This window comes from Collinsella sp. AF20-14LB, from assembly GCF_003459505.1.
In the GTDB taxonomy this organism is placed as follows: Bacteria; Actinomycetota; Coriobacteriia; order Coriobacteriales; family Coriobacteriaceae; genus Collinsella.
The window spans coordinates 49,020-55,549 of the sequence record NZ_QRWD01000017.1 but is presented as its reverse complement, the minus strand read 5'-3'; the positions used below and the strand labels follow the sequence as shown (position 1 = coordinate 55,549).

6 protein-coding genes are annotated in these 6,530 nt (G+C 59.0%); 1 reads left to right on the top strand and 5 read right to left on the bottom strand.

Features of this window, described 5'->3' with window-relative positions; all coding sequences use genetic code 11:
- Window positions 1-129 precede the first annotated feature (129 nt).
- The gene (locus DWX63_RS08885) at window positions 130-1,452 is read right to left on the bottom strand and encodes a serine dehydratase subunit alpha family protein (protein WP_117843484.1); all 1,323 of its coding nucleotides are present in this window, start codon (window positions 1,450-1,452) and stop codon (window positions 130-132) included.
- A gap of 267 nt (window positions 1,453-1,719) precedes the next feature.
- On the opposite strand from DWX63_RS08885, the gene rpiB reads away from it, so the two are divergent.
- On the top strand, window positions 1,720-2,187 hold the full coding sequence (gene rpiB, locus DWX63_RS08880) for a ribose 5-phosphate isomerase B (protein WP_117843483.1): 468 nt from the start codon (window positions 1,720-1,722) through the stop codon (window positions 2,185-2,187).
- 214 nt (window positions 2,188-2,401) lie between these two features.
- Here rpiB and ndk read toward each other — a convergent pair whose 3' ends face one another.
- The 4 genes from ndk to DWX63_RS08865 all read right to left on the bottom strand — a co-directional run bounded on the left by ndk (window position 2,402) and on the right by DWX63_RS08865 (window position 6,370).
- Window positions 2,402-2,806, bottom strand: a complete 405-nt coding sequence (ndk, locus tag DWX63_RS08875; RefSeq protein WP_055251725.1) for a nucleoside-diphosphate kinase — start codon at window positions 2,804-2,806, stop codon at window positions 2,402-2,404.
- A 384-nt stretch (window positions 2,807-3,190) separates the two neighbouring features.
- The gene (argH, locus tag DWX63_RS08870; protein ID WP_117843482.1) at window positions 3,191-4,621 is read right to left on the bottom strand and encodes an argininosuccinate lyase; all 1,431 of its coding nucleotides are present in this window, start codon (window positions 4,619-4,621) and stop codon (window positions 3,191-3,193) included.
- Between the two features lie 118 nt (window positions 4,622-4,739).
- Window positions 4,740-4,910, bottom strand: coding sequence for a hypothetical protein (locus tag DWX63_RS11300; RefSeq protein WP_156058436.1), 171 nt, complete (start codon window positions 4,908-4,910; stop codon window positions 4,740-4,742).
- A 233-nt stretch (window positions 4,911-5,143) separates the two neighbouring features.
- A complete protein-coding gene (locus tag DWX63_RS08865; RefSeq protein WP_035138001.1) occupies window positions 5,144-6,370 on the bottom strand; it encodes an argininosuccinate synthase in 1,227 nt (408 codons plus the stop codon).
- Window positions 6,371-6,530: the final 160 nt, after the last annotated feature.

Here is a 6,530-nt window from a genome sequence, read left to right as displayed (position 1 = left end):
CTCGAGCGCATCAAGCGCGAGAACGACCTGGTGACATACCGCGAGATCCTCGCTGTCCGCAATGCAGGCAGGTGCTTTACAGCCACAAGCGCGATAGTTTCAACAACAAGATGCAGTGCCCCAGAGCCCCTAGCAGTCGACGATGGTCTTGCCGATCATGATGTTGAGGATCTCGACGTCGGTATCCTTCATGCCAACGCGGCCCACATAGCCCATGCTGGCGATCGTCTCTTCCACCGTATCCTGAATCAGGCCCTCGCCGGCACGGAAGCCGCGGCCCTGCATGGCCATATCGTGGCCCAGAATCGCCGCATCAACGGCAGCGGAAATCTTAGCGGCGCAGCTTGCCTTGGCGCCATCGCACACGATGCCGCCCACGTTACCGAGCGTATTGGAGACCGTCGCGCCGATCTGCTCGCGCGTGCCACCGCACAGCCAGGTAATCGCCGCGCCGGCACCGCACGCAGCGCAAATAGCACCGCAAAACGCCGAGAGCGCACCAATATAGCTCTTGATATGCACGGCAATAAGATCAGACAGCATCACGGCGCGCACCAGGCGCTCGTGGTCGCAGCGCAGGTAGTCGGCATATTCCATAACGGGCAACGCACAGGTAATACCCTGGTTGCCCGAGCCGCACACAATGGCGACCGGTAGCGCACAGCCGTTCATACGGGCGTCAGACCCGGCGGCCGCACGCGCACGCGCACGGCAGGCGACATCGTCGGCGCGAGCGCCCAGCAGCGTACGGCCCACCTCGGCGCCCCAAGCGTTCGCCAAGCCCTCGGCGCTAATAGCGCCGTTCAGCTCAATCTGACGCTCAACGGCAGCGCGGGCGCCCTCGATGTCGCCGTCCTCGATAAAGTCAATGATAGACTCAATCGACATGGGCGTATCGGCGTTATCGGCGGCACGCTCGGCCACGACGCGCTCGGCGCAGGCGGCACACTCCCCCGCCGACTTGCCACACACCGGAATGCCATCGAGTGTATGGCACGTAACATTGGTGTGATGGTCGGTGATCTCGACGACCGCAGTATGACCTCCGGCCGTGGCAGTCACCTTAATGTAGAGGTTAGGCACACCCTCGACAAGCGACACATCGCAGTAGTCGGCATCGGAGAGCAGCTCGGTCACGCGAGCACGGTCTGCATCGCCAACACTCTCGAGCACCTCGAGCGCGCTCTTGGCGTCACCGCCCACAGCACCCAGCACGGCCGCGGCCTCAATACCGTGCATACCGCCCGAGTTGGGCACGGTCACGCTCTTTACGTTCTTGATGATGTTGCCCGAGCAGACAACATCCATATGTTCGGGTTCGCAACCAAGCGTCTGGCTCGCCAGCGCCGCCGCATAGGCAACGGCAATGGGCTCGGTGCAGCCGAGCGCACAGACAAGCTCGCGGTTCAAAACATCACAAAACGCGGTATCACGGATGGAATCGGTAGGCATAGGTATCTCCTACATGTATAACGGGTTGCTCTCGCAAGTATCAACTTCTCCATTTGATAACAAGGCACTAAAAACCGCAAGTCGAGTTCCGGCAGACGGCCGCCAGAAGCAAATTGGCGGCATTTTTCGTGATGGGCTGATGTTCGCGTCCGCTAAAGCGTTTGACCAAAAAACGCCCGAGTGTTTAGGCAAAAGACGCGCTATCATGCAGTCGAACGCGGTAAGACCTTTAGCAATTCCGCCGCACGGACCAGAGAGGAACCACTCATGAAGATCGGTATCGGCAACGACCACGCCGCCGTCGAGCTCAAGAACATCATTTCCGAGCACCTGAAGGAGCGCGGCTGCGAGGTCGTGAACTTTGGCACCGACACCTCCGAGAGCTTTGATTACCCCATCGCCGGCTACAAGGTGGGCAAAGCCGTAGCCAACGGCGGCGTCGATCTGGGCATCCTGATCTGCGGCACCGGTGTCGGGATTAGCTTGGCCGCCAACAAGGTCGAGGGCGTTCGTGCCGTCGTGTGCTCCGAGCCCTTCAGCGCCAAGCTCTCGCGCATGCACAACAACACCAACGTGCTCGCCTTTGGCGCCCGCGTCGTGGGCTCCGAGCTCGCCAAGATGATCGTCGACGAGTGGCTCGATGCCGAGTTCGAGGGCGGCCGTCACGAGCGTCGCGTCAATCTCCTCAACGAGATCGACCAGACCCGCGGCCTCAAGGTCGTCGACGAAGCTTAAAGACCTACAACGCCATACGCCAACGCAATCCGGGCGGGGGCTCTATATTAGATTTTTGGGGCATGCCTAGAAATCTACCTTTCGCAGTCCATGTGCGACAAAAGGTAGATTTCTAGCCATGTCCCAAAAATCTACTGGGATAAAAAGGGCGCCGCGGATGGAGTTCCGCGGCGCCTAAGCCACACGCTAACAGCTTTAAGGAGTCAAAGCTGGTTTAGCCAAAGAAGCGCTTGATCTCGATCTCGGCGTTCTCCAGGCAGTCGGAGCCGTGAATCACGTTGGCGTTGACATCGACAGCGAAGTCGCCGCGGATGGTGCCGGGGGCAGCATCAAGCGGGTTGGTAGCGCCCATAAGAGTGCGCATCTTGGAGACAGCAGAAAGACCGGAAACGACCATCTTGACGACCGGACCGCTCGTCATAAAGTCGCAGAGACCGCCAAAGAAAGGCTTGTCGGCCAGATGGGCGTAGTGCTCCTCGACGGTAGCGCGCTCGAGCGTGGTCATCTCCATGCGCTCGATGACAAGGCCGCTACGCTCAATACGAGCAACGATCTCGCCGATCTTGCGATCGCGCACCGCGTCGGGCTTAATCATGATGAAGGTCTTCTCGATAGCCATAAGGTAGCCTTTCAAGTAGGTTCGCGCGTGCCCAAGTCCCATTCCGGCACCCGCCTGGACTGCATCGTAACAGAGTTTTAGCTGCAGTTAAACAAAAAGCTGTTTATTGAAACGCTGCAATTTATTAAAGCGCTCCATATGTGTCACTTCTGTTTCGAAGCCCGATTAGAGTACCATCCGACCGCTCATCAACCACATGGAACAGAGCGGGCGGTCGGTTGCCACCCGCGAACGTACCCCCTTCACAACCTGCCCAAAGGTCCTACAGAAGTTCTCGACAAGCCCCTCCCCCATAGCAGCAAAATAGGGGCGCCCGCATCAGCAGACGCCCGTAAAGCTAAAACGATTTATCAATAAATGGACAATACGTCTTCAGCCAAACCTCTACTTTGCCCCGTGACCCATCTCGACAACCTTGGTTAGCGATCCAAACACGCCTTCATCGGCCACGAGCTGCGCCTCGGCACGCTGCAGCTGCACGGCAACGGCGGCAGGGGCGGTACCGCCCTCGGTCGTGCGCGCGGCGACAATCGACGGGATATCGAGCGCCTCGGTAATATCGCGCTCAAAGAGCGGGCTTGCCTCCTGGAACACCTCAAACGGCAGGTCCTCAAGATTGCAGCCGCGCTTCTCACACATCAGGACCAGGTGCCCCACCACGGCATGTGCCTCGCGGAACGGTAGACCGCGCTTTGCCAGGTAATCGGCAACATCGGTGGCGGCAAGGTGCCCCACGCCGCACTCGCGCGCCATGGCATCCTCGTTGACGGTCCAGGTCGAAATCATTCCGGCCATAACGGACAGGCACTGCATGAGCGTGTGAGCGGTATCGAGCGCGCCCTCCTTGTCCTCCTGCAAGTCCTTGTTATAAGCGAGCGGCAGGCCCTTCATGGTTACCAGCAGCTGCATCAGGTTGCCGTACACGCGACCGCTCTTACCGCGGATAAGCTCGGCAAAGTCGGGATTCTTCTTCTGCGGCATGATGGACGAGCCGGTGGAGTAGGAGTCTGAAAGCGTGATAAAGCCAAATTCGGAGCTCGACCACAGCACGATCTCCTCGGAAAGACGCGACAGGTGCATCGCCATGACGGATCCGGCGTAATGCAGATCGAGCAGGAAATCACGGTCGGAAACCGCATCGAGCGAGTTGGGAATCACGCCCGCAAAGCCAAGTTCGGCAGCCGTCATCTGGCGATCGAGCGGATAGCTCGTACCGGCAAGCGCGGCAGCACCCAGCGGGCAGTTGTCGGCGGCATCAAAGGCGGCCTTCAGGCGCGTAAAGTCGCGCGCGAACATCCAGGAATACGCCAGCAGATGATGCGAGAGCAGCACGGGCTGAGCGTGCTGCATATGCGTGTAGCCCGGAAGAATCACCTTGTCGTACTTCTTGGCCGCATCCACCAGCACATGGCGCAGCTCAAGATTGGCCTCCATGAGCTCCTTGGCCAGCGCCTTGACGCCCAGGCGCGTATCGGTCGCCACCTGGTCGTTGCGCGAACGCCCAGTATGCAAGCGCTTGCCAGCCTCGCCGATACGACGCGTCAGCTCGCTTTCGATGGACATATGAATGTCCTCGTCGTTGATATCAAAGGTGAAGTTGCCGGCATCGATATCCTGTTCGATTCCGGTCAGGCCCTCGGCAATCGCCTGCTCGTCCTCGGCGCTGATAATGCCCTGGGCCGCCAGCATCTTGGCATGTGCCTTAGATCCGGCGATATCCTGCTTATAGAGATGTTTGTCAACCGGCAACGACGCGCCAAACTCCTGCGTGACCTCGGCCACGCCTGCCTCAAAACGACCGCCCCAAAGAGCCATGGAACCGTCCCCTTTCATCAAATCCCAAAACAAGCGCCCAAAGCAATGCGCCCTGTCGCTAAAGCGATTTCTCAACCGCTAGTTTTGCATATTCCCCACCATGTGCGAGGCCATATAGCTAATTTGCAAAGAAGTGACGCGCCATGCACTTGGCGCCCAACGTCTCCCTCCGAATGTTGCCCTGCGAACCATCGATCCAGGCCTTTAGGCTCATAGGAACGTCCTCGACCTTTGCAGCATCGAACTCGGGCGCGAGGGCAAGTAAAGCATGCGCGATAGCATTGAACATAATGGATACTCCCCATATATATAGGCGCAGGGCCGTCAAATTGATAGGAGGAGCCCCGCCGGACAACCCCGGCGGGGCTCGGACTCAGCCGCAGACGCGGCATCATATATGCGGGCGGAACGTAGGGGCCACCGATGTTAAGAAGTGTCAGCAAGCATAACGAAAGGTAGGGACCCCATGCGCCCGTTATGTATCACGCGGATGGGCCGCGCGGATACCAAAGGAAGGAGGCGCTAGGCCTGGGCGGCAGCAGAGCTGGGGCCCTGGACCTTAGCCCACGTCTTGAGCGACAGCGTATCGATCTCGATAAAGCCGGCGCTGGCCTTCTCGTCAAACGTAGTGTCGCGGTCGTAGGTAGCCAGACCGTAGTCATACAGGCTAAACGGGCTCTTGCGGCCGACGACATGGCAGTTGCCCTTAAAGAACTTCAGACGGACGGTGCCGGTCACGAACTTCTGGGTGTCGGCCATAAAGGCATCGAGCGCGTTTTTGAGCGGGCTGTACCACTGGCCGTTGTACACGGCGGTGGCCCAATCCTGCTCGAGCTTAATCTTGGTCTTGAGCAGGTCACCCTCGACGCAGATGTCCTCGAGCGCCTTGTGGGCGGTGATGAGCGTCAGGGCGCCAGGAACCTCGTAGCACTCGCGACTCTTGAGGCCCACCAGACGATCCTCGACCAGGTCGAGACGGCCAAAGCCGTTGTCACCCGAAATCTTGTTGAGGGCGATGACGATCTCGGAGAGTTTCATCTTCTTGCCATCGACGGCGACGGGCTTGCCCGCCTCAAACTCAATCTCGGTGTAGGTCGGGGTGTCCGGCGTGTCCTCGGGGTTCTTGGTCATAACCCAGGCGTCGTCGAGCGGCTCGTTCCAGGGATCCTCCAGGTGACCGCACTCGATGGCGCGACCCCACAGGTTGTCGTCAATGGAATAGGGGTTGTCGTTGGCGCCCTCGGGAACCGGCACGTTGTGGGCGTGAGCATAGGCAACCTCATCGGGACGGCACTTCAGATCCCACTCGCGAACCGGGGCGATAACCTTAAGCTCGGGGTCGAGGGCCTTGACGGCAGCCTCAAAACGAACCTGGTCGTTACCCTTGCCGGTGCAGCCGTGGGCGACGTAGGTCGCGCCAAACTCGTGAGCGACCTCGACAAGCTTCTTGGCGAGCAGCGGGCGAGACAGCGCGGAGAGCAGCGGGTACTTGTTCTCGTACATGGAGTTTGCGGCGATGGCCTTAGTCAGGAACTCATCGGAGAACTCGTCGCGCAGGTCGAGCACCTGGCAATCGAGAACGCCCAGGTCAAGCGCCTTCTGCTTCTTGGCATCCAAGCCGGTCTCCTCCTGGCCCACGTTGCCGCAGACGCAAACGACATCGAGATTCTTCTCGTCCTGGAGCCACTTGACACATACGGATGTATCAAGACCACCGGAATATGCGAGAACGACTTTTTCCTTGCTCATGGCTGTTTCCTTTCGCCCTTGGTAGCTAGTTAGAACATCGGTCAGTTGCAAGTCATTTCGAGGTCAAAAAACCGTGCAATATCAGGTTAAATAGCAAAAAGCAGCACAGCATGCTCTAGAAACATGCGTTTATATCGTGCTAAAACCCAACGACCTCAAA

What these genes read in the sequence shown, in the direction of transcription:
- DWX63_RS08885 (WP_117843484.1), bottom strand. Translation starts at nt 1,452, where the DNA reads ATGCCTACCGATTCCATCCGTGATACCGCGTTTTGTGATGTTTTGAAC.
- rpiB (WP_117843483.1), top strand. Translation starts at nt 1,720, where the DNA reads ATGAAGATCGGTATCGGCAACGACCACGCCGCCGTCGAGCTCAAGAAC.
- ndk (WP_055251725.1), bottom strand. Translation starts at nt 2,806, where the DNA reads ATGGCTATCGAGAAGACCTTCATCATGATTAAGCCCGACGCGGTGCGC.
- argH (WP_117843482.1), bottom strand. Translation starts at nt 4,621, where the DNA reads ATGGCTCTTTGGGGCGGTCGTTTTGAGGCAGGCGTGGCCGAGGTCACG.
- DWX63_RS11300 (WP_156058436.1), bottom strand. Translation starts at nt 4,910, where the DNA reads ATGTTCAATGCTATCGCGCATGCTTTACTTGCCCTCGCGCCCGAGTTC.
- DWX63_RS08865 (WP_035138001.1), bottom strand. Translation starts at nt 6,370, where the DNA reads ATGAGCAAGGAAAAAGTCGTTCTCGCATATTCCGGTGGTCTTGATACA.